18 protein-coding genes are annotated in these 20,540 nt (G+C 72.5%); 15 read left to right on the forward strand and 3 right to left on the reverse strand.

The window, feature by feature from the left end:
* Nucleotides 1–438: 438 nt before the first annotated feature.
* The 6 genes from AB0877_RS19530 (at nucleotide 439) to AB0877_RS19555 (ending at nucleotide 5,834) form a co-directional block, all read left to right on the forward strand.
* Entirely contained in the window at nucleotides 439–1,104 is a 666-nt protein-coding gene (locus AB0877_RS19530) for a response regulator transcription factor (RefSeq protein ID WP_366610413.1), read from the forward strand.
* Complete coding sequence (locus AB0877_RS19535) at nucleotides 1,101–2,165, forward strand: HAMP domain-containing sensor histidine kinase (RefSeq protein WP_366610414.1); 1,065 nt, start codon at nucleotides 1,101–1,103, stop codon at nucleotides 2,163–2,165. Before AB0877_RS19530 ends, AB0877_RS19535 begins: the two co-directional genes overlap by 4 nt.
* A 73-nt stretch (nucleotides 2,166–2,238) precedes the next feature.
* The gene (locus tag AB0877_RS19540) at nucleotides 2,239–3,300 is read left to right on the forward strand and encodes a pyridoxal-phosphate dependent enzyme (protein ID WP_366610415.1); all 1,062 of its coding nucleotides are present in this window, start codon (nucleotides 2,239–2,241) and stop codon (nucleotides 3,298–3,300) included.
* Complete coding sequence (locus AB0877_RS19545) at nucleotides 3,297–4,427, forward strand: D-alanine--D-alanine ligase family protein (protein ID WP_366610417.1); 1,131 nt, start codon at nucleotides 3,297–3,299, stop codon at nucleotides 4,425–4,427. Before AB0877_RS19540 ends, AB0877_RS19545 begins: the two co-directional genes overlap by 4 nt.
* On the forward strand, nucleotides 4,424–5,101 hold the full coding sequence (locus tag AB0877_RS19550; RefSeq protein ID WP_366610418.1) for a M15 family metallopeptidase: 678 nt from the start codon (nucleotides 4,424–4,426) through the stop codon (nucleotides 5,099–5,101). Before AB0877_RS19545 ends, AB0877_RS19550 begins: the two co-directional genes overlap by 4 nt.
* A gap of 58 nt (nucleotides 5,102–5,159) precedes the next feature.
* Nucleotides 5,160–5,834, forward strand: coding sequence for a hypothetical protein (locus AB0877_RS19555; RefSeq protein ID WP_366610419.1), 675 nt, complete (start codon nucleotides 5,160–5,162; stop codon nucleotides 5,832–5,834).
* 63 nt (nucleotides 5,835–5,897) lie between these two features.
* On the opposite strand, the gene gabT is transcribed toward AB0877_RS19555, so the two are convergent.
* The 3 genes from gabT to AB0877_RS19570 form a co-directional block, all read right to left on the reverse strand.
* Nucleotides 5,898–7,205, reverse strand: coding sequence for a 4-aminobutyrate--2-oxoglutarate transaminase (gene gabT, locus AB0877_RS19560; protein WP_366610620.1), 1,308 nt, complete (start codon nucleotides 7,203–7,205; stop codon nucleotides 5,898–5,900).
* A 147-nt stretch (nucleotides 7,206–7,352) separates the two neighbouring features.
* Nucleotides 7,353–8,789, reverse strand: coding sequence for a gamma-aminobutyraldehyde dehydrogenase (locus AB0877_RS19565; RefSeq protein WP_366610420.1), 1,437 nt, complete (start codon nucleotides 8,787–8,789; stop codon nucleotides 7,353–7,355).
* A 310-nt stretch (nucleotides 8,790–9,099) separates the two neighbouring features.
* Nucleotides 9,100–10,347, reverse strand: a complete 1,248-nt coding sequence (locus AB0877_RS19570) for an SUKH-3 domain-containing protein (protein ID WP_366610422.1) — start codon at nucleotides 10,345–10,347, stop codon at nucleotides 9,100–9,102.
* Nucleotides 10,348–10,425: 78 nt separating this feature from the next.
* On the opposite strand from AB0877_RS19570, the gene AB0877_RS19575 reads away from it, so the two are divergent.
* The 9 genes from AB0877_RS19575 to AB0877_RS19615 all read left to right on the forward strand — a co-directional run bounded on the left by AB0877_RS19575 (nucleotide 10,426) and on the right by AB0877_RS19615 (nucleotide 20,490).
* Nucleotides 10,426–10,848 carry a YbaB/EbfC family nucleoid-associated protein gene (locus AB0877_RS19575; protein WP_366610423.1) on the forward strand — a complete coding sequence of 141 codons (423 nt, stop codon included), beginning with the start codon at nucleotides 10,426–10,428 and terminating at the stop codon, nucleotides 10,846–10,848.
* Nucleotides 10,845–11,177, forward strand: a complete 333-nt coding sequence (locus AB0877_RS19580; protein WP_366610425.1) for a hypothetical protein — start codon at nucleotides 10,845–10,847, stop codon at nucleotides 11,175–11,177. Before AB0877_RS19575 ends, AB0877_RS19580 begins: the two co-directional genes overlap by 4 nt.
* Nucleotides 11,178–11,192: 15 nt before the next feature.
* Nucleotides 11,193–15,542 (forward strand): toxin glutamine deamidase domain-containing protein, encoded by a 4,350-nt coding sequence (locus AB0877_RS19585; protein ID WP_366610426.1) that lies wholly within the window; start codon nucleotides 11,193–11,195, stop codon nucleotides 15,540–15,542.
* Complete coding sequence (locus AB0877_RS19590; RefSeq protein WP_366610428.1) at nucleotides 15,542–15,982, forward strand: hypothetical protein; 441 nt, start codon at nucleotides 15,542–15,544, stop codon at nucleotides 15,980–15,982. Before AB0877_RS19585 ends, AB0877_RS19590 begins: the two co-directional genes overlap by 1 nt.
* A gap of 65 nt (nucleotides 15,983–16,047) precedes the next feature.
* The gene (locus AB0877_RS19595) at nucleotides 16,048–16,296 is read left to right on the forward strand and encodes a hypothetical protein (protein ID WP_366610430.1); all 249 of its coding nucleotides are present in this window, start codon (nucleotides 16,048–16,050) and stop codon (nucleotides 16,294–16,296) included.
* A gap of 237 nt (nucleotides 16,297–16,533) precedes the next feature.
* Nucleotides 16,534–17,595: a hypothetical protein gene (locus tag AB0877_RS19600; protein WP_366610431.1), complete on the forward strand. Its 1,062-nt coding sequence runs from the start codon at nucleotides 16,534–16,536 to the stop codon at nucleotides 17,593–17,595.
* A gap of 69 nt (nucleotides 17,596–17,664) precedes the next feature.
* Nucleotides 17,665–19,050, forward strand: a complete 1,386-nt coding sequence (locus tag AB0877_RS19605; RefSeq protein ID WP_366610433.1) for a phosphomannomutase/phosphoglucomutase — start codon at nucleotides 17,665–17,667, stop codon at nucleotides 19,048–19,050.
* A 61-nt stretch (nucleotides 19,051–19,111) separates the two neighbouring features.
* The gene (locus AB0877_RS19610) at nucleotides 19,112–19,297 is read left to right on the forward strand and encodes a Trm112 family protein (protein ID WP_091394023.1); all 186 of its coding nucleotides are present in this window, start codon (nucleotides 19,112–19,114) and stop codon (nucleotides 19,295–19,297) included.
* The gene (locus tag AB0877_RS19615) at nucleotides 19,294–20,490 is read left to right on the forward strand and encodes an SIS domain-containing protein (RefSeq protein WP_366610435.1); all 1,197 of its coding nucleotides are present in this window, start codon (nucleotides 19,294–19,296) and stop codon (nucleotides 20,488–20,490) included. Before AB0877_RS19610 ends, AB0877_RS19615 begins: the two co-directional genes overlap by 4 nt.
* The last annotated feature ends 50 nt before the right edge of the window (nucleotides 20,491–20,540 follow it).

The following is a 20,540-nucleotide window of genomic DNA, read 5'->3' on the forward strand; positions in this document are numbered from 1 at the left end:
CGAGCCCCGTACCCCCCGCCCTCGCTCACGCCCTCGCCCTCGCCCCCGCCGATCTTGCACTTTCTGCTCCGACAAAAAACGCCTTACGCCTATTTCGACAACACAAAGTGCAAGATCGACGGGCCGGGCCGGGGCGGGCCGGGGCGGGCCGGGGCGGGCCGGGCCGGGCCGGGCTGGGGCCGGGCTGGGGCGGGCGCGGGTGGGGTTGGGGTTGGGGGTCTTGTGGCGCGGGTCACTGTTGGGTGCCTGGGTGCGGGGGGCTTCGGGGACGGGGGGCTCAGGGGGCCCGACACGGGGACGAAGGGGGCGGGGGGCTGGGTTGTGGTGGTTTGCCTGCTGGACAGGCGCGTGGAGGATGGCTGCGGCGGGTGCTTACAGAACCCTTAACCCGGGCCTGCGACGGTATGCCGGGCAAGCCGAACTGGGGGAGCGGGAAACGTGCGGGTGCTGGTGGCGGACGACGAGCGGTTGTTGGCGGACACGGTGGCCGAAGGGCTGCGCCGCCTCTCGATGGCCGTGGACGTCTGCTACGACGGTGACGGTGCGCTGGAGCGGGTCGGGGTGAACCGGTACGACGTGGCGGTGCTGGACCGGGACATGCCTGGACACACCGGCGACGAGGTGTGCCGCAGCATCGCCGACTCGCATCTCGGCACCCGGGTGCTGCTGCTCACCGCAGCGGCGGGCATCCGGGACCGGGTGGAGGGCCTCGGCCTCGGCGCGGACGACTATCTGACCAAGCCGTTCGCCTTCGCCGAGTTGGTGGCTCGGGTGCAGGCCCTCGGGCGGCGGTCCACTCCGGCGCTGCCACCGGTGCTCGCTCAGGACGGCCTGACTTTGGACGTGGGTCGGCACCTGGCCGCCCGGGATGGTCGCCCCCTCGCGTTGAGTCCCAAGGAGTTCGCGGTGCTGCACGTGCTGCTGCGCGCGGACGGCCAGGTGGTCAGCGCCGAGGAGTTGCTGGAGCAGGCCTGGGACGAGTTCGCCGACCCCTTCACCAACGCCGTACGGGTCACCGTGATGACGCTGCGCAAGAAGCTCGGCGATCCCGCGATCATTCACACCGTTCCGAAGGCCGGCTACCGCATCGGTGGCACGGCGTGAGCTGGACGCCCCGACGCCGGGTGCTGCTGGTGGGGCTGTTGGCGCTGCTGGCCGGCCCGGTGCTGCCGGCGATGGGCAAGTTGCTGTCGCAGGTGACCTGGAACTGGGGGCAGCGGTTCTGTGACCTGCCCGTGCCGGGCATGTCGGCGGTGTGCCGCACGGTCCGGCCGGGGGGTTTCCTGCTGCCCCTGGTGGCTGTCCTGCTCGTGACCCTGGCTGTCCTGGTGGGGCTCTGGTTCGCCGCGGCGTGGTGCCTGCGTCCGGTCGCTGACCTGGCCGGGCCGATCGGGCAGCTCGGCCCGCAGAACCTCGGTCACCGGATCCGGCCCCGGGGCGGCGACGAGTTGGCCCGGCTGTCGAGGGCGATCGACGAGATGATGGAACGCGTCTCTGCCGGGTACGAGGGGCAGCGGCGGTTCGCCGCGAACGCCTCGCACGAGCTGCGTACACCCCTCGCCGTGCAGCGGACGCTCATCGAGGTCGGCATGGCCAGGGCGCTCACCGGCGAGCAGTTGGAGCTGCTGACCAATCAGCTGCTGGAGACCAACGAGCGCAACGAACGACTGATCGAGGGCCTGCTCGCGCTCAGCGAGAGCGACCAGGGTCTCCGTTCGCGGATACCGCAGCGGTTGGACGCGATCGTCGAGGCGGTGCTGGCGGGTTACCTGGACCGGGCCCGGGAGGCCGGCGTCACCGTGGAGACCCATCTCGAACCCCGGATGGTCGTCGGCGAGCGGGTGCTGCTGGAACGCCTGGTCACCAACCTGGTGGAGAACGGGATCAAGTACAACCGGCCGGGCGGTTCGCTGACCGTCGTGGTGGGCGGCGTGCCCGCGCTGTCAGTGGTCAACACCGGCCAGCCCGTGCCGGCCGAGGCGGTCGCCGGTCTGTTCGAGCCGTTCCGCCGACTCGCCCGGGACCGGACCTCGCAGGGCGGTGGGGCCGGGCTGGGCCTGGCCATCGCCCGTTCGATCACCCAGGCCCACGACGGCATCATCGCGGCCCGGCCCGCCGAGTACGGCGGCCTGCGGGTCGACGTCCAGCTACCCACCTTGAACTGACACTTCCACCCACGGTCACCGGGGTCCGCGTACCGCTGGACCCTGCCTGTGGCGTGCCCGAGAAGGAGAGACGATGACAGGCACAGTTGGTCAGGTCCGGGCCGACGTCGAGGAGGCCGGCCGCTGGCTGACCCGTCGCGTGGTCCGGACCCCCGTGCTGCGCTCCCCGGTGATCGACGAGCTTGCCGGGGCGCGGGTGCTGCTCAAGGCGGAGAACCTCCAGCACGGCGGCTCGTACAAGATGCGGGGTGCGCTGCGCGCGGTCGGCCGCCTCGCGATGGCCGGCCACACCGGGGTGATCGCGCAGAGCACCGGCAACCATGCGGTGGCGGTGGCGTTGGCGGCCCGGCAGCACGGGCTCGCGGCGACAGTGGTGCTGCCGGTCGACGCCGCGTCGACGAAGGTCGACCGGGCGCGCGCGGCGGGGGCGCGGGTGGTGTTCGCCGGCACCAGCGTCGAGGAGCGGGTGGCGGTGGCCAACGGGCTCAGCGACGAGAGCGGTCACCCCGTCGTCGACGCGTACGACCACCCGGACGTGATCGCCGGGCAGGGCACCGCGAGCCTGGAACTGATCGAGGACGCCGAGCGCGCGGGGACGCCGTTGGACGCGCTGGTCGTACCGGTGGGTGGTGGTGGCGGGGTTGCCGGCGCGTGCCTGGCCGCCGCCGGCTCCGGCATCGAGGTGTACGGCGTGGAGCCGGTGGGTTGCGACTCGCTCGCCCGCAGCCTGGCGGCGGGTGTACGCGTGCCGGTGGCGCCGACGCCCACCATCGCGGACGGGCTGCGGCCGTCCTGCGTGGGGGAGCTGCCGTTCGCCATCGTGCGGGACACGCTGCGGGGGGTCGTCCGGGTCGACGACGACGAGATCGCGGCGGCGTTCCGGCTGATCCTGACGGAGCTCAAGGTGCTCGCCGAGCCCTCCGGGGCGGCGGGCCTGGCCGGCGCCCTCCGGCTCCCACCGGCCGGCGCAAGCCGGAGGCTTCCACCGGCCGGCGGAGGCCGGAGCGCGTCGGCGATCGACCGGCAGCGCACGGTCGGCGTGGTGCTGACCGGCGGGAACGTGGAGGCGGCGCTGGTGGCCCGGTTGATGGCCTCGCGATCGGCCGACCTGGCGGAGGAAGGGGTGGCGGCGTGAGCGCACCATTTCGGATCGGCATCCTGTTCGGTGGGCCGTCGGCCGAGCACGAGGTCTCCTGTGCCTCCGCGCTCGGGGTGGCCCGGGCGCTCGCTGGCGGCGGCTATCGCACGGTGGCCATCGGTGTCACCCGCGGCGGCGGCTTCCGGCTGATGCCCGACGCGCTGCTGGCCGAGTTGCGCGACCGACCGGCCGGCGAGCGGGCCATCGACGACCAGTTGGTGGTCACCGGGCCGGCCGTCGAGTTGCGGGCCGGTCCGCGTCCGGGTGTCGTGCAGGTGTCCGCCGGCAACGCCCCCGGCGCGGTGCACGCCGAGCTGGACGTGGTCTTCCCGGTGCTGCACGGCCCGTACGGAGAGGACGGTGTGGTGCAGGGGCTGCTGGAGTCACTGAACGTGCCGTACGTCGGGTGCGGCATCCTCGCCTCGGCGGTCGGCATGAACAAGGTGGCGATGAAGCGGGCGCTGCGCGCCGAGGGCATCCCCGTCACCCCGTACGTGTCGTTCGACGCGCACACCTACCGGGAGGTCGACGACCCGGAGAAGTTGGTGACCGGACTGAGCCGGCCACTGTTCGTCAAGCCGGCCAGCATGGGCTCGTCGATTGGCATCTCCCGCGTCGACGAGGGCGACGACCTGGCTGCCGCCGTGGAGGAGGCGCTCCGCCACGACCAGCTCGTCCTGGTCGAGCAGGGGGTCGTCGGCCGGGAGTTGGAGTGCGCGGTGCTCGGTGGCTGGTGTCCCGAGGCGTCGGCGGTGGGCGAGGTGCAGGTCAGCGGCGGCTGGTTCGACTACCAGCAGAAGTACTTCGGCGACGCCGACCCGATGATCGTTCCCGCCGTGCTGCCGGACGAGGTGACCGCGCGGGTCCGCGAGCTGTCGCTGCGCGCGTTCGCCGCGATCGGCGGTTGGGGTCTGGCCCGGGTCGACTTCTTCTTTGACGAGGCGGCCGGCGAGCTGTACGTCAACGAGCTGAACACGATGCCCGGCTTCACCGCGCACTCGATGTACCCGAAGGTGTGGGCCGCCGTCGGGGTCGGCTACCGGGAGGTGGTGGACCGACTCGTCGAGCTGGCCCGGGTGCGGCACGCGGAACGGCCCACGGGCACCGTGGGGAGCGCCCGATGATCCTGCTCTCCGACCCTCGGGTGGCGGCGGTGCCCAGCGCGGACGACGGCGAGGAGTTCGTCGACCTGCGTGAGCTGCCGGAGTTGCGGCTCGACGGCCGGGCGGCCGACCCCGCCGGGGCGTACGCCCGGTTGCGGGCCGGTGTCGTGGACCGACTGTTGGCCGCGCAGCGTGCCCTGCCCGGTGGGCTGCGGTTGCTGGTGGTCGAGGGTTACCGGCCGTACCAGGCGCAACTGGCCATCTTCACCGGCTACCGCGACGAGCTGCGCCGACGGCACCCGGACTGGTCGCCGCAGCGGCTGCACCGGGAGACCACGAAGTTCGTGTCGCCGGTCGAGGTGGCCCCGCACAGCACGGGTGGCGCTGTGGACCTGACGCTCTGCACCGACGACGGTGTGGAGCTGGACCTGGGCACGGCCATCGACGCCACCCCGGAGGACAGCGCCGACGCCTGCTTCACCGACGCGCCGACGATCGGGGGCGCCGCGCGCCGGCACCGGCAGATCATGGTGGACGCCCTCGGCGGCGTGGGGATGGTCAACTACCCGACCGAGTGGTGGCACTGGTCGTACGGCGACCGTTACTGGGCGCTGATCACCGGAGCCCCGAGCGCCCGGTACGGGCCGGTCGACCTGGTCGCCACACGATCGATACCCGTGCCGGCTGAACGGTAGGACGCTCCGGTCCGTACCGGTGGGTGAACAAACACCACCGAGGACGGGAGTGACGGCGATGAGGGTGCAGCGCAGGCACGTGCTGGCAGCGAGTGTGGCGGTGCTCGCCGCGGTGGGCGTGTCGGTGGGGACCAGCTTCGGGTTCGCCGACACGTCCCCCGCACGGTCCTCGGTCTGCTCCGGCTCGGTCACCTTCTCGGCGGAGGGCGGGGCACCGGCGGCGACCAGCGACCGGTTCCCGGTGGGCACCCGGCTTCGGGTGACCAACCTGGACAACAACCGGGCGGCCACCGTGACGGTGACCGGCCCGTCGGGCAGTTGCGTGCTGCTCAACGCGGCGGCCATGGAGCTGGTCCGCGAGCCGGGCAAGAACGTCATCCGCCGCAACGTGGTGGAACGCGTCGACGGTGCGGCCCCGCCCGCCGGCGCTCCGGCCCCCGGCACCGTCCGTCCCGGTGCCGCGTCTCCCGGCGCGCCCGGCCCGGCGCCCCAGTCGGTGTGCTCCGGGGCGATCACCTTCTTCGAGGAGGCGGCCGGACCGGCGGCGACCAGTGGGCAGTTCCCGGTGGGCACCCGGCTTCGGGTGACCAACCTGGACAACAACCGGGCGACCACGGTGACGGTGACCGGCCCGTCGGGCAGCTGCGTGCTGCTCAACTCCGCCGCCATGGAGCAGATCCGCGAGCCGGGCAAGAACCTGGTGCGCCGCAACACCGTCGAGGTGCTCCGCTGACATCGGGGCAGGGGCCCGCACACCGGGCCCCTGCCCGCTCGGTCACGGCGTGCCCCTGCCCGCTCAGCCGAAGGCGGCGTCGAGGATGTCCGCCCCCCGGTTGAGCTGCTCGTCGGAGATCACCAGCGGGGGCAGGAAGCGCAGCACGTTGCCGTACGTGCCGCAGGTCAGGGTGAGCAGGCCGGCGGCGTGACAGGCCGCCGAGATCGCCGCCGTGGCCACCGGGTCGGGGGTGAGGGTGCCCGGCAGCACCAGCTCCACGGCGAGCATCGCGCCCCGGCCGCGTACCTCGGCGACCCGGGGGTCCCGCTCGGCGATGGCCCGCAGCCGGGGGACCAGCACCGACTCGATCCGTCGGGCCGCACCGGCCAGGTCCAGCTCGTGCATGGTCTCGATGGTGGCCAGCGCGGCGGCGCAGGCGATCGGGTTGCCGCCGTACGTGCCGCCGAGCCCACCGACGTGCACCGCGTCCATCAGCTCGGCCCGACCGGTCACCGCGGCCAGCGGCAGACCACCGGCGATGCCCTTGGCCAGGGTCACCAGGTCGGGTTCGACGCCCTCGTGCTGACAGGCGAACCAGTCACCGGTACGGCAGAAACCGGTCTGGATCTCGTCGGCGACGAAGACCACCCCGGCCGCCGTCGCCCACGCGCGCAGCGCGGGCAGGAAACCCGGCGCGGGTACGACGAAGCCACCCTCGCCCTGAATGGGCTCGATGAGCAGCGCGGCGACGTTCTCCGCGCCAACCTGCTTCTCGATCATCTCGATCGCCCGACCCGCCGCCTCCGCGCCGGAGAGCCCGCCGTCACGCAGCGGGTACGACATCGGCACCCGGTAGATCTCCCCGGCGAACGGCCCGAACCGGTGCTTGTACGGCATGTTCTTCGCGGTCAACGCCATGGTCAGGTTGGTCCGGCCGTGGTACGCGTGGTCGAACACCACGACCGCCGGCCGCCCGGTGGCGTGCCGGGCGACCTTGACGGCGTTCTCCACCGCCTCCGCGCCGGAGTTGAACAACGCCGAGCGCTTCGCGAACCCGCCGGGCGTCACCGCGTTGAGCTGCTCGCAGACCGCCACGTACGACTCGTACGGCGCGACCATGAAGCAGGTGTGGGTGAACCGCTCCACCTGCGCCCGGACCGCCTCGACCACCCTCGGGGCCGAGTTGCCCACGCTGGTCACGGCGATGCCGGCGGCGAAGTCGATCCACTCCCGGCCGTCCACGTCGGTGATCGTGCCGCCGGACGCGCTGTCCACGTAGGACGGGATCACACTGCCGACCCCCCGGGCCACGGCATTGCCGCGCCGCCTGTGCAGCTCCTCGGACGTTGGCGCGGCACCGCTCTCCGTTCGCGGCTGCGGGGCTCGCAGACCCGGCTCACTCCTCGCGCTCACCGCGCCGCCTTTCGTTCGCGGCTGCGGGGCTCGCAGACCCGGCTCACTCCTCGCGCTCACTGCGCCGCCTTTCGTTCGCGGCTGCGGGGCTCGCAGACCCGGCTCACTCCTCGCGCTCACCGGTCAGCCCTCGATGTTGTGCATGACGTGCTTGATCCGGGTGTAGTCCTCCAGGCTGTAGACCGAGAGGTCCTTGCCGTGACCGGAGTGCTTGAAGCCGCCGTGCGGCATCTCGGAGACGAACGGGATGTGCGTGTTGACCCAGACGCAGCCGAAGTCGAGTCGACGGGTCATCCGCATGGCCCGACCGTGGTCGCGCGTCCAGACCGACGCGGACAGGCCGTAGTCGACGCCGTTGGCCCAGCGCACCGCCTCGTCCTCGTCGGAGAAGCGCTGCACGGTGATGACCGGCCCGAACACCTCGTCCTGGATGATCTCGTCGGCCTGACGCAGCCCGGAGACCACCGTCGGAGCGTAGAAGTAGCCGCGTGCGCCCTGCCGGGACCCACCGGTCTGGATCGCCGCGTGGTCCGGCAGGCGGTCCACGAAGCCGCTGACCTGGGTGAGCTGGTTGGCGTTGTTCAGGGGGCCGTAGAGCACGTCGGCGTCGTCCGGTGCCCCGGTCTTCGTGGTGCGGGCCTGCTCGGTGAGCGCCGCCACGAAGTCGTCGTGGACGCCGGGGCCGGCCAGCACCCGGGTGGCCGCAGTGCAGTCCTGCCCGGCGTTGAAGTAGCCGCCCATCGCGATCGCCTCGGCGGCCGCCGCCACGTCCGCGTCGTCGAAGACCACCACCGGGGCCTTGCCGCCCAACTCCAGGTGGGTGCGCTTCAGGTCGGGGGCCGCCGCGGCGGCCACCTCCATGCCCGCGCGGGTCGAGCCGGTGATCGACACCAGCTGCGGGGTGGGGTGTGACACGAGGGTACGACCGGTGTCCCGATCGCCGCAGACCACGTTGAACACTCCCGGTGGGAAGAACTCGGCGGCGATCTCGGCCAGCAGCAGCGTCGACACCGGGGTGGTGTCCGACGGCTTGAGCACCACGGTGTTGCCGGCGGCGAGCGCGGGGGCGATCTTCCAGACCGCCATCATCAGCGGGTAGTTCCAGGGGGTGACCTGGGCGCAGACGCCGATCGGCTCACGCCGCACGTAGGAGGTGTGCCCGGCCAGGTACTCCCCGGCCGACCGCCCCTCCAACATCCGGGCGGCACCGGCGAAGAACCGGAACTGGTCCACCGCTGGGGGAAGCTCCTCCTCGGCGGTGAGCTGGCGGGGCTTGCCGGTGTTGCGTACCTCGGCGTCGACCAGCTCGGCGGCGCGCGCCTCCACGGCGTCGGCGAGCTTGAGCAGTGCCCGCTGCCGCTCGGCCGGGGTGACCTCCCGCCAGCTCTCGAAGGCGGTGGCGGCGGCGTTCAACGCCGCGTCCACGTCGGCGGCGCCGGAGACCGGGGCCTGGGCGAACACCTCACCCGTGCAGGGGTCGACCAGATCGGCGTAGCCGCCGTCGGACGGGTCGACATAGGAGCCGTTGACGAAGTTGCGCAGCTGCTGGTGGTCACTCATGAGGGATCACTCCGAGGGGGCCGGGGGCGCGGTTCTGCGGCGGTTATCGCAATCTCTCTGCCATCTTGGCTACTGAATTCGCGGCAGACAAGGGTTGTCGCGACTGTTTCCGTCGACCAGATGCTCGGCTGCTCTGCTCGCCACGGAGCCCGCGCCCTTCTTCGTCGCGTCCCGTCCCGGCGGCTCGGCGAGCGCGCGGGCGAGGTCGCTGCCCTGATCAGCGCCGAGAACGGCAAGGCGCTCGCGTGGGCCCGCGCCGAGGTCGGGCGTGCGGTGTCGAAGGGCGGTCGGCTCGTCCTTATGAACAGCCTCAGCTGGGGTCGGCCGGCCAGGTGCCGTCGTCGCGCACCCGGGCGGGTGCGCGGCCGAGCAGCAGGGTGGTCAGGGCGGCGTCGATGGTGTCGCCGAGGAACCAGTCGCCGGCCTGGTCGAGCGCGAAGACCCGGCCGCGTTCGTCCACCGCCAGGATGCTGTCCTGCTGCTCGGTGCCGATCGGGAAGAGGCGTACGCCCAGCACCGCGCCGAAGTCCGCGAGGGTGTCGGCGGTGTGCGCGATGGCGTGCGGGCGGATGTCGAAACGGGAGATCCACACCTGCTCGCCCCGGCCGCGTCGCGCACCGACCAGGCTGGGGAACGCGGTGAGCGCCTCCACCGCGGCGGGGAAGACCTCGTGCCGATGGTTGCGCCCCGGCACCGACGTGACATCCCGGACGGCGGCGGCGGCCATGATCTGATCCCCTATGTGCGGCTCCCAACCGGCCGCGACCAGCGCGTTCGCGACCTCCGCCGGGAACCGCCCAGGATCGGGGTCGGGTGCCTCCGGCGCGTTCCACGTCTCGGTCCAGGCGCGAGTCGACTCCGGCAGGACGTTCGCCCGGACGAGGAAGGAGATGCACGAGTCACAAGGCCGTTCGGCGGGCCCGCCGGCGGGGTCGCCCGGCTCACGGACCCGGAAGATCTCGAAGCGGGCCCCCTCCAGCAGCGCCGCCGCCTCGGCCCGCCCCATCGGCGCGATGCCCTCGGCGGCGCGGCGGTGGTCGTACTCGTGCAGGACGTCGGAGACCACGATCAGCTCGGCGTGCGCCGCCCCGCCGCGAACCAACTCACCGGGCGGCAGCTGGGCGAGATAGTCGCGGACCAGCGGGTGGTGGTTGAGTGGCACGTCGGCCTTCGTGCCCTGGGCCGTCCAGATCCGTCCGTCGATGGTCAGGTGCGCGGCGGTGTTCGGGGTGGCACCCCGATGGATCTCCCGGACCAGCAGGCTCGACGGGTCGAGGGTGCGGGGGGCTGTCGGCCCGGAGGGCCGGCTACGCCGGTAGAGCTCCGCCACCACAGTGCTCGGCACCCGGGGCCAGGTGGTGACAGTGCCGGTCTGCTTGTCGATGACTGTCGTCGGCAGGTCACCCGGCACCGTACGCACCTCGGTGGGCACGACGGACGTGACGACCCACCCCAGGTCGAACTCGTCGACCATCGCTGTGCACTCGTGGCCGAGACGCTGCGAGTCACGGCGGGCCCAGGTGGCGGCGAGCTGCTCGGCCTGTCGACGGTCGATCACGCTATGAAACTACCGGACTACGCGGATCGATGGCGGCCGGTATTGTTTCGCTCTACCGACGGTGACGGGAGGGCGGCGGTGGACGAACAGGCGGACCGGAGCGTCAATCGCGAGCTACGGGCCCGATTCGACGACGTCTATGGGCAATACCAGCAGCTCAGATCCAGTTTGGACACTCTCCAAACGCGACTCGCGGCGCTGCGGGTGACCCGCCGATCGGCCGACGGGCAGGTGACGGCGACCGTTGGCGCGCAGGGCCAGCTGATCGAGGTCGAGCTGACGCCGGCCATCTACCGGGACCGCGACGCCGACGCGCTCGGCCGAAAGGTCACCGAGACGATTCGGGCCGCCGCGACCGCCGCCGCCGACGCCACCCGCGACCTCGTCGCCGAGAGCATGCCGGGCGACTCCGGGGCGACGGACTTCCTCAAGACCGGCGACTACGCGACGCTGCTCGGTCGGGCCGACGCCGTCCTCGGCACAGGTGAGGCGAAGCCATGACCGACGGGCAGCTCTGGCTTGATCCGTCCCGAGCCCGCCGGGGCGGTGCCGATCTGGCGCTCGCCGGCGAGGCCGTGACGGCCCGCCGTGCGGCCGAGGGGGGCGCGATCGAGGCCGCCAGCGGTGCCCGGCCCTGGGGCCGCGACGACATCGGCGCCGCCTTCGAGCGCAACTACCGCGGGTTCGAGCAGACCGTGCTGCGGGCCTGGGCCGGCGTCGGGCACCGGCTCACCGAGCTGGGCGGCGACGTGGTCGAGGCCGTCGACGCGAGCGTGCAGACCGACGGGGCCAACGCCGCCCGGGTCGGTCGGACCGCCGACCGGCGCTGACGGCCGACGATCGAGATGAGCGTGCTGCCGAGCCCCATTCCGCACCCCCTGGACCTCGCCCCGTGGGACGTGCCCGGCTGGATCTACGAGGCTCTCGACTGGGTGGTCGGCGTGCAGTGGCCGGAGGGCAACGAGCGGGCCGTCTGGGACGTCGCCGACCAGTGGTACGCGGTCGCCTCCGTGCTGGCCGGGCCGCACGCCGACGCCGCCACGGCCGCTGTGGAGGTGCACAACGGGTACGGCGGTGTCGGAGCTGTCGACGCGGCGTTCGAGGCGGCCTGGCGGGGGATAGCCGAGGGCGCCGACGCCCCGCTGCCTGTGCTGCTCGCGGTCACGGCCGACCTGGGCCGACTGGTCGAGGAGTGCGGTTGCGACATCGAGGGCGCCAAGCTGGAAGTCTGGATCGAGCTGGGCATCCTGGTCATCGAGTTGCTCACCGTCGCGGTGGCGGCGGTGCTGACCGCCGGGGCGGCAACCCCGGCCGCCGGGGCGGCGATCACCGCAACCCGGCTGCTGGTTCAACAGATCTTCAAGCGGCTGATGGGCCAGCTGGCCAGCAAGTCCCTCAAGCACGGGCTCAAGGAGGCCGGCGAGCGGGCCGCCAAGGAGGTCGCCCGAGGTGGCGCACGCGGGCTCGCCAAGCGGGCCGCCCGGGGTGGGCTGGAGGAGGCCACCGAGGAGGCCGGGGTCACCCTGGCCACCCAGACGTACCAGAACTCCACCGGGCGGGCACACGGCCTGGACCTGACCGATCTCGGCGCGTCGGCGGTGGGCGGGTTGGCCGGCGGGGCGGTGGCACCGCTGGCCGGCCTGGGCCGGCACGCCACCGGGCGGGCGGCGAAGGTCGGCGAGCACCTGGGGCGGGAGATGACCGGGGAGGTGCTCGCCGACAGCGCGGCGAGCCTGGCCACCGGTCAGGGCCTGACCTCGATGGAGGACGTGGCGCGCGCCGCCGCGTCCGGAGCCACGGGTTCGGCGACCGCGCAGACCGACCACGCGCTACGCGCCCGGCTCGACGCGCAGGCCAACGCCCTCGCCGGAGCATCGTTCACGGGCCCGTCCCTTCCGCCCGTGTCGCCTGTCGCGGGGAGCGCTGCCTCCTCGGGGGTGTCCGCCTCCTCGGCGGCCGCGTCTGCTGCGGCCGCGTCTGCCGCGGTCCCGTCTGCGGCGGGGGCGGCTGGGGCGGCCGGTGGTGTGGCTTCGGGTGGTCTGGTCACGGCTGCGGGCATTCCGGTGCAGGCCACGGAGGCCGTCGCCGCGTCGAACCAGTTGGCTGCGCCGACGTCACCGGTTGTCGAGCAGTCGCGGGGCACCGGGCCGGCGACTCCGGTCGCGCCCGACGTGCACACCTCCTCGCCGACGTCGGTTGCTGCGGTGCCCGACATGGACTCAGCGGTGGGCGCTTCCGAGACCACACCGTCGACGGGCGGGCAGTTCTGGGACAGAGCGGCCGTACCGCACCCGGTCACGGCCGACCCCACGCTCCCGACGACCACCGACCCGGCCACGTCGGCGCCGGCTGCTGAACCGGGCCGGCCTGTGGTGGGTGCCGACCCGAGGCTGTCGTCGGCGTCCGCGCCCGTGGTCGGTCCCCTCGAATCCGGCAGCGGGCCGGCTGCCACCGGTGCACCGCCGACCCACTCCGGCAGTTCCCCGCACGTCACCACCTCCGGACCGACCGCCTGGTCTCCGGCGACCGGCCCCTCCGCGCCGACGACCGCCCCCGGCCCGGCGGCACCGATGACCTTCGGCGTCCCGACGACCACCAACGGGCCGCTGCCGGTCGCCTCCACCCCACCGGCGGTGGGTCGGTTCACCGTGCCGGCACGTGTCCCGACCCGGCAGACGCCCGCACCCGTGCGCGCCCCCGACCATCCCGCCCGGGGAAGGGCGTCGATCCCCGTCGACGTCGCCGCGTTCGGTGCCCCGTCGGTGCGCGAGCCCGAGACCAACGACGCGTACGCGGCGCAGTGGGCCGCAGCGGCGGAAGCCGCCGAGCGGCGGCGCTACCAGGACCACTACGAATCGCTGCGGATCGGGTTGGAGAACAACCGCCGCCAGGCCGAGGCCGCCCGACTGCGCACCCGTGCCGTGGAGCACGATCGCCGAGCCGTCGAGTACGCCACCTACGCCCGCCAACTGCACCAGGCCGGCAACCGGCAGTGGGCCGACGGCTGGCAGCGCGCCGCGAACGAGGAAGCTCGCGCGTACTCCCAATGGCGTGACCTGGCAGACGCGGTGCTGGCCGGCACCACGGCCCCGCCCGTCGTGGACATCAGCGCCACCTTTGAGCACGCCAACCGGGACGTGGGCGCGCTCGCGCTCGGCGCGGTGGAGACCACCGGCCCGTCCAGGCTCACCGGCGACGACGATCCGCCGCCGATCGACGACTCCCGGCCGTACGGGCAGCCCGGAGGACTCCGGCCACCGCTCGCCCTGCACCAGGTCGACGTCGAACGACAGATGCCCCGCGGACCCGACGGCACCGTCATCCGCACCGCCGACCCCCGACACGGGGGCTGGTTCGGGCTGCTCAACGACGGCGGTCCCGCGGCCGACGCCACCCGGGGCATCAACTGCCTGGACTGCACACTGTCGCTGTTCGAGACGTGGGTGCACGGGCGTCCCCGCGTGTCGGCACCGCGAACCTTCGACGGCTACCTCGACGGCGACATCCGGCGCCCCATCCGTGGCGAGGCGGGCGGCCCCGGCCGGGTGGAGGACGTGACCGGCGGGCGCTTCCAGAAACTCCTCGCCCCCGCGCCCGGCCAACAAACGGACTCCGCGCAGGCGCGGCAGGCCGCCGACCGGGGCTACCGCAACCTGCACGACCAACTGCTGCTGGGCGGGCACGGCAGCTACTCGTTCCTGGTCACCGAGTGGGCGCACGGCGGCTCACACGCCTGGGTGGCGCTCAACCAGAACGGCACAGTGCTCTACGTGGACCCGCAGAACGGCGTGGTCCGGGACCGGCCGCTCTACCCCGACGTGGTCGGCATCGACGCGCTGGTGCTCAGCGGAGACGGCCGACCGATGCCGCTCGGCGGACTGCCCCGGGGCCGGTTCAGCGAACGGCCCGACCTGCCGGATCACCCTCCGACGCGCGACGACGGCGGCCACGGCGACCCGTACATCAACCGGATGTACCTGCTCCTCGACGGCCCGGGCTCGGCCCCGCCGTCGTCGCCCGACGCTGACGTTCCAGCGAGCGCCACACCGGATGGCGGCAGTGCCCGCGCCGTTCTGTCGGCCAACAGCCTGGACGACGTCTTCGTGGCGGGGGTGACTCCCGTTGAGTTCGCGACGGCGGTCGACAGCCCCACCCTTCGTCGGCTGGTTCCGGGCCTGGACGAAGCGTCGGCACGGGATCTCGTGCGACTGTTCTCCGACGACCGGGTCCGGGACATGCTCGACGCCGCCCGACGAGAGCCGCCCCCGAACGAGCCCGACCTGGCCGAGCAGTTGGTGCGGCAGTTGGTGCAGCAGCCGGACCTGGCGCGCATGATCCAGTCCACGCCTGAACTCGCGGCGTCGCTGACGTCCCGTCCGCTGACCCTGTATCACCTGGCCAGCCATCAGCAGGCAATCGACGTCCTCGCCGAGGTACTGAACGACGTCGCCCAACAGGAGGCGACGCGACAGGATCCGGACCGCCGGGAAGTGCCCCCACCAGAGCCGACACCCCTCACCAGCGAGCAGTTGACGATCAGCGCAAGCATCCAGGTGCGTCGAGGGCCGGTGGCGCAGGCAGGGTTTGACGAGGCCAGACGTAACGACGCTGGCTACCGGAAGCGCTACCTCGACGGTCTCTATTCGGCGGCGGTAGAAGCGCAGGTCGATCTGAATCAGCTTGCGGTATCCCTAGCCCAGGTCGATGGTCTCCGTGTCGGTGAGCCCGGCTGGCGTCCTCAGCCCAAGGATCGTCGTCGAGCTGAGGACAAGGTGGCCAAACACCAGGGCGATGCGTCCAAGCTGCTGGACCTGGCCGCCGCGAAGGTCGAGTTCCGCAACCTCGACGACCTCTACGCAGCCCTCGGGCGGATACGTAGCCACCCTGACGTCATGATCGTGAGTTGCCAGGACCGGTTCGTGTCTCCCGAGGACAGCGGCTACCGCGATGTGCAGCTCGTACTGCGGACCCGGAACGGGCACCTCGCGGAGTTTCGCCTGCACCTGGCGGCACTCGACGAGATCGCGGTCTGGGAACATGCGCTGTATGAGGTGCGCCGCGATGTGGACGCCTTGGCCCGGATCGCAGGTCGAGCGTTGACGAGGCGCGAGGGAGCGATTGCCGACGGGATCCTCCGTCGCGAACAACAGCTGTTTTGGCAAGCGCTGCAGTCGACTTACGAGGGGAACGCTTGATGGCCCAAATGCCAGGTCTGGTGCTCCCGTCCTACTACCTGTACTACCAGTCGCCGGTGAAAATCGTGGAGACGCCCGACGGCGGCGCCAGGGTTTGGCGTGTCGCGATCGATACTGGCGCTTGGCAGGAGAAGAACGACTTGTTCAGCGAAATCGTCTTCGATGTCGGAGGTGACATATTCCGGCGCACCGCAGAGGACTTCGTGCAGGAGGTCGAGGCGTTCCGGGCGCACTATCTCAAGGGTGAAGGGCCGATCTTCGCGCTCTACGAGACGGTGCGTTCGATCGAGCTTCTGGCGGACGCTGAGGCGCGTCACGAGACGCCGAAGGAGCAGGCGCTCATTCGTGGGATTCGGCAGCGGACGTTTGTCATGTTCGAGGAGCAGCTTCGCGCGGCCGGTGATCCTGGCGCAGACCCCGACATCGGGAGAGCGAAGTAGGCGTGGGCTTGCCTGAGCGTCGGAGCGATCGGCGGGGCCTTGGCGGGGCCGCATAAGATCGACACATGGCGAAATCTGGTACGCAGGGCGTCAGGTCCACTCTCTGGGCCTGGCCGGTCGGCCTCCTGATCGGTCTGGCGATCGGCATTCCCGTGTTCGGTGCGAAGGGTGGCGTTGCCTTCGGTATCGCCTTCTGCACTGCCGTCGCCCTCGGCCTGGGTGCGATCAGGGGCCGGGCCGACGGTGGTCCTGCCCGGGGTGGCCAGGATGGCGGGGCCGCCGGGGATGGCCTCGGTGCCTCGGGTCGCGGGTGATCGGCTCCGGTTCATTGATGTCGGGGCATCCGGGGCGGTGGGACCGCCCGACTTCCGTGAAGTCGAGTGGATCACGGACGCGCGCCGCGCGCGCTGATTGGCTGGTCAGCCCGGCCGTCGGGAGGGGCGGTAAACCGTAACGCCGCACACATGCGGGGCGCTCTATGACCGGTGGGACAGGTGGGCCGGTAGTAGCCTGGCCGGCGGACCCCACCCGGGGAGAACGGCGAGGTAATCATGACAGTGCGTCGACGCGCGGCACGGCTCGCGGCGGTCTGCGGTCTTGCGGGCGGCCTGGTGATGCTCGGTGCGTCACCGGCGCTGGCCGATCAGGACTCGGTCCGGGTGGGCGCGGCCAGCAGCTTCGCCGCCGGTGGTTCCGCGCAGGGGGTGAACGTCGCGGTGCGCAAGCGCACCGACGGCTGCGTTCTGCTGCGTACCGCGCTGGGTTTCAGTCTGACGGGTCTCCAGCCGAACCAGGTGTCGGTCGAGGTCAACGCGGGCGGACGCTGGTTCCCGGTGGCCGTCACCGGCGGCACCGGCACCGTGTCGACCGCGCAGACGTCACCCGCGAAGCCGACGCTGTGCAAGGGCAAGGGCATCACGGTGCGCTACCGGGTGGCGTTCGCGGCGGGCTCGCCGGGCGGCCGTCTCGTGGTCACGGGCGCGGGCATCAGCGCCTCCGGCCAGACGCTGGGTCATGCCACCGACGCGGCGCGGCTGACCGGAGCGCGGGTCACTCCGTCGCCGACTCCGTCGCGGTCGAAGACGCCGTCGCCGACTCCGAGCCCGACCGAGGCCGCGACAGTCGACGAGGCGGTGAACCCGGCGGCGCAGACCGGCGTCTCCGCGGCGCCGAACACCACGGCGGCCGCCGCCGAGTCGTCCGGAGGAGGATCGCCGATCATGTACTTCGGCATCGTGCTGGTGGCGGTCGGACTGCTGCTCATCGTGCTGCTGTTCCGTCGCTCCCGGCAGGACCGCAAGCCCTCCGACGAGGCGCCCGAGACCCTGCCGGGCAACCCCGGCGGCACCACCTACCGGGCCGGGGGTGGGTTGCCGGCCGCGCCCGGTCGCCCCGGTCAGGTGTACGGCCAGCAGCCGCCGCCCGCCACCTGGGGTGGCGCGGTGCCGGCACCGCGTCCCGCCACCGGCGGTGTGTACGGTGCCCGCCCGGACACCCCCGCCCCGGAGGCCACCCAGCCGATGCCGGGCCGGCCCGACGGTCGCCCGAAGCCCGGTGACCCGCCCGCCGACGGTGACGGTCACACCGTGTTCATTCCCCGCCTCCCCGGCTGAGCGGAGGACGGCCCGGCCCTCCGTTAGGCTCAGGATCGGTGTCTAACCTGCGGCCAAGGAGTGGAACACGTGTCTGATCTGTCCCAGATTGTGAAGGCCTACGACGTCCGCGGGACGGTGCCGGACCAGTGGGACGAACGGGCCGCCGAGGCACTGGGCGCCGCCTTCACCCAACTGCTCAACTCCACCGACGAGCCGGGCGACGCCGTCGTCGTCGGGCACGACATGCGGGCCACCTCGCCCGGCCTGGCCGGCGCGTTCGCCGCCGGCGTACGCGCCGAGGGCCGCTCGGTGATCGAGATCGGCCTCGCCTCCACCGACCTGCTCTACTACGCGTCCGGCTCGCTCGACCTGCCCGGCGCGATGTTCACCGCCAGCCACAATCCCGCGCAGTACAACGGCATCAAGATGTGCCGCTCCGGCGCGCGCCCGATCGGCCAGGAGAGCGGTCTGACCGAGATCCGGGAGCGGGCCCAGGCCCTCCTGGACTCGGGCGACAGCCGTCCCGCCGGAGAGCCGACCCGGCCCGCCGAGCGGCGCGACCTGCTCCCCGATTACGCCGGCTACCTGCGCAAGCTGGTCGACCTCTCCGGCATCCGGCCGTTGAAGGTGGTCGTCGACGCCGGCAACGGCATGGGTGGCTTCACCGTTCCGACGGTGCTGGGCGACGCGGCCCTGTCGCCGCTGCCGCTGGAGATCGTTCCGCTCTACTTCGAGTTGGACGGCAGCTTCCCCAACCACGAGGCCAACCCACTCGACCCGGCGAACCTGGTCGACCTCCAGCGCGCCGTGGTCGAGCACGGGGCGGACATCGGGTTGGCCTTCGACGGTGACGCCGACCGGTGCTTCGTGGTGGACGAGCGCGGCGAACCGGTCTCACCGTCGGCGATCACCGCCCTCGTCGCCGCACGTGAGCTGGCCAAGCACCCGGGTTCCACGGTGATCCACGGCCTGATCACCTCCAGCGCCGTCGCGGAGATCATCCGGGAGCACGGTGGAAAGCCGGTCGTCGCCCGGGTGGGACACTCCTTCATCAAGGCGGAGATGGCCCGCACCAACGCCGTCTTCGGCGGGGAGCACTCCGCGCACTACTACTTCCGGGACTTCTGGTTCGCCGACACCGGGATGCTCGCGGCGATGCACACGTTGGCCGCGCTGGGTGAGCAGTCGCTGCCGCTGTCCGTGCTGGCCGGTGAGTACGAGCGCTACATCGCCTCCGGCGAGATCAACTCGACGGTGACCGACCAGGCGGCGGCGGTGGCCGAGGTGCGGGCCGCGTACCCCGATGCTGTCGCTGACGAGATGGACGGACTCACCCTGCGTTTCCCCGACGGCGCCTGGTTCAACCTGCGCGCCTCCAACACCGAGCCGCTGCTGCGGCTCAACGTCGAGGCGCCCACCCGGGATCGGATGGTCTCGCTCCGGGACGACGTGCTCGGCCGCGTTCGCCGATAAGATCACCTGCGCCGGTCGGCACCGCCGTCGGTCAAGCCGTACACGTGGAAGGAGCCGTGCCATGGCCCTGGATCCGCAGTTGCTGGAGATCCTTGCCTGTCCGGACACGCACCACGCCCCGCTCACCTATGACGCCGAGGCGCAGACGTTGACCTGCACGGAGTGCGGCCGGATCTTCGAGGTCCGCGACGACGTGCCGGTGCTGCTGCTCGACGAGGCGCGCGGCGGCCCCGGGCAGTCCTCATGATCGACGGTACGGCCGGGGTCAGCGGGCGTCGTGACGCCGACGAGGCCCTGCTCGACAACCCGCAGGCGTTGGCCGAGGCCGACCCGGGCGGCATGCTCCGGCACACGGCGTCGGCCGGTGCGCAGGTTCGCGAGAGCGCCGCGCTGGCGGCCGAGGCGAACCTCGCGGTGCTCGCCGACGACGGGCGGCCCCGGGCCGTCGTGATCGCCGGCATCGGCACCGCCGGGCGTACCGGGGACGTGCTGGCCACTGTCGCCGGGCCCCGCTGCCCGGTCCCGATCATCGGGCACCGATCCGCCGGCGTGCCCGGTTGGGTGGGCGCGGCCGACGTGGTGATCGCGGTGAGCGCGTCCGGACGTAGCCCGGAGGCACTCGGCGCCGCCGAGGCGGCCCACCGCCGTGGTGCCCGGCTCGTCGCCGTGGGTGCCCCGGACTCGCGGTTGCAGTCGATCGCCGAGCAGGCCCGGGCGCCGTTCATCCCGGTGCCCCGGCGTGCCCCGGCCCGGGCCAGTCTCTGGGCGCTCACGGTGCCGGTCCTGCTGGCCGCCCGTTCCCTCGGGCTCGTGAAGGTCAACGAGGCGGACCTGGCCGAGACCGCGGCCCGGCTCGACGCGGACGCCGACCGCTGCCGATCGGCGGCCGAGTCCTTCGTCAACCCGGCGAAGTCACTGGCGCTGGGCCTGGCCGGCTCGATCCCCATCGTCTGGGGTTCGTCCCCGCTGGCCACGGTGGCGGCCCGCCGGTTCGGCGACACCCTGTCGGCGAACGCCCGCTACCCGGTGGTCACCGGAGCGCTGGGTGAGGCCGGGCGGGGTCGGGTCGGGCTGCTCGACGGCGTGTTCGGTGGCCTGGCCGAGGGGGAGCGGGACATCTTCGCCGACCCGGCCGAGGACGACGGCGAGGGCACCCGGCTGCGGCTGGTGCTGCTGCGCGACGGCGGTCTCAACGCCGAGGACGACACCGACGAGCCGCTCGCCGTCGAGGAGCGCCGTGCGGACGCGGTGCAGACCCTCGCGGAGCGCCGTGGCGTGCGGTGCGACGTGGTGACCGCCGAGGGCGGCTCCGCTCTGGAGCGGCTGGCGTCGCTGATCGCCGTTCCGGACTTCGCCTCGATCTACCTTGCTCTGGCACACGGGTTGGACCCGATGGCCGTTCCGGCCATCACCGAGATGAAGGAACTGTCGAACCAGTGAACGAACGTAGGGGGCGGCGCGTCATGCGCAAACCGGTCGGCTTCGCGGGG

Source organism: Micromonospora sp. NPDC047644, from assembly GCF_040704315.1.
GTDB lineage: Bacteria > Actinomycetota > Actinomycetes > Mycobacteriales > Micromonosporaceae > Micromonospora.

Bases quoted from the DNA above. Each gene is read 5' to 3' on its own strand.
- AB0877_RS19615 (WP_366610435.1), top strand. From the start codon at position 19,294: ATGATCGACGGTACGGCCGGGGTCAGCGGGCGTCGTGACGCCGACGAG.
- AB0877_RS19610 (WP_091394023.1), top strand. From the start codon at position 19,112: ATGGCCCTGGATCCGCAGTTGCTGGAGATCCTTGCCTGTCCGGACACG.
- AB0877_RS19540 (WP_366610415.1), top strand. From the start codon at position 2,239: ATGACAGGCACAGTTGGTCAGGTCCGGGCCGACGTCGAGGAGGCCGGC.
- AB0877_RS19585 (WP_366610426.1), top strand. From the start codon at position 11,193: ATGAGCGTGCTGCCGAGCCCCATTCCGCACCCCCTGGACCTCGCCCCG.
- AB0877_RS19590 (WP_366610428.1), top strand. From the start codon at position 15,542: ATGGCCCAAATGCCAGGTCTGGTGCTCCCGTCCTACTACCTGTACTAC.
- AB0877_RS19595 (WP_366610430.1), top strand. From the start codon at position 16,048: ATGGCGAAATCTGGTACGCAGGGCGTCAGGTCCACTCTCTGGGCCTGG.
- AB0877_RS19580 (WP_366610425.1), top strand. From the start codon at position 10,845: ATGACCGACGGGCAGCTCTGGCTTGATCCGTCCCGAGCCCGCCGGGGC.
- AB0877_RS19550 (WP_366610418.1), top strand. From the start codon at position 4,424: ATGATCCTGCTCTCCGACCCTCGGGTGGCGGCGGTGCCCAGCGCGGAC.
- AB0877_RS19565 (WP_366610420.1), bottom strand. From the start codon at position 8,789: ATGAGTGACCACCAGCAGCTGCGCAACTTCGTCAACGGCTCCTATGTC.
- AB0877_RS19600 (WP_366610431.1), top strand. From the start codon at position 16,534: ATGACAGTGCGTCGACGCGCGGCACGGCTCGCGGCGGTCTGCGGTCTT.
- AB0877_RS19555 (WP_366610419.1), top strand. From the start codon at position 5,160: ATGAGGGTGCAGCGCAGGCACGTGCTGGCAGCGAGTGTGGCGGTGCTC.